Annotated in this window: 1 protein-coding gene and 1 pseudogene; both read right to left on the reverse strand. The window is 35.6% G+C overall.

Annotation, left to right across the window (positions count from 1 at the left end; translation table 11 throughout):
- A pseudogene (locus QWI17_RS00365) lies at positions 1-258 on the reverse strand (hypothetical protein); the annotation flags it as partial.
- An 11-nt stretch (positions 259-269) separates the two neighbouring features.
- A partial coding sequence (locus QWI17_RS00370; RefSeq protein ID WP_302720516.1) for a redoxin domain-containing protein occupies positions 270-463 on the reverse strand: 194 nt, incomplete at its 5' end.

The following is a 463-nucleotide window of genomic DNA, read 5'->3' on the forward strand; positions in this document are numbered from 1 at the left end:
TTGGGCTTCAGCAATAGCATGTAAAGTCAATGTTGTTTTACCAGAAGATTCTGGTCCGTAGATTTCTATAACACGTCCGCGAGGATAACCTCCTACTCCTAACGCTAAATCTAATCCTAAAGATCCAGAAGGAATTACTTCTATTTTATCATCAACAGCCGAATCTCCCATACGCATTACAGTTCCTTTCCCGTAAGCTTTGTCCATCTTATCTAAGATCAGCTGTAACGCTTTCTTTTTATTGTCTAAATCGCTCATTATATTATTTTTTATTTTTCTAAAATTTGTTTTGCGTGTTCTTTTGTTTTCACTTTTTCGATTACATCTGTAATCACTCCTTTTTCATCAATGATGAAAGTTGTACGATGAATTCCATCAAATTCGCGTCCCATAAATTTCTTTGGTCCCCAAACCCCAAAAGCATTCAAAATTTCGTGATTTTCATCTGCAAGCAAAGGAAAAG

It is taken from the genome of Gilvimarinus gilvus, from assembly GCF_030518155.1.
In the GTDB taxonomy this organism is placed as follows: Bacteria; Pseudomonadota; Gammaproteobacteria; order Pseudomonadales; family Cellvibrionaceae; genus Gilvimarinus; species Gilvimarinus gilvus.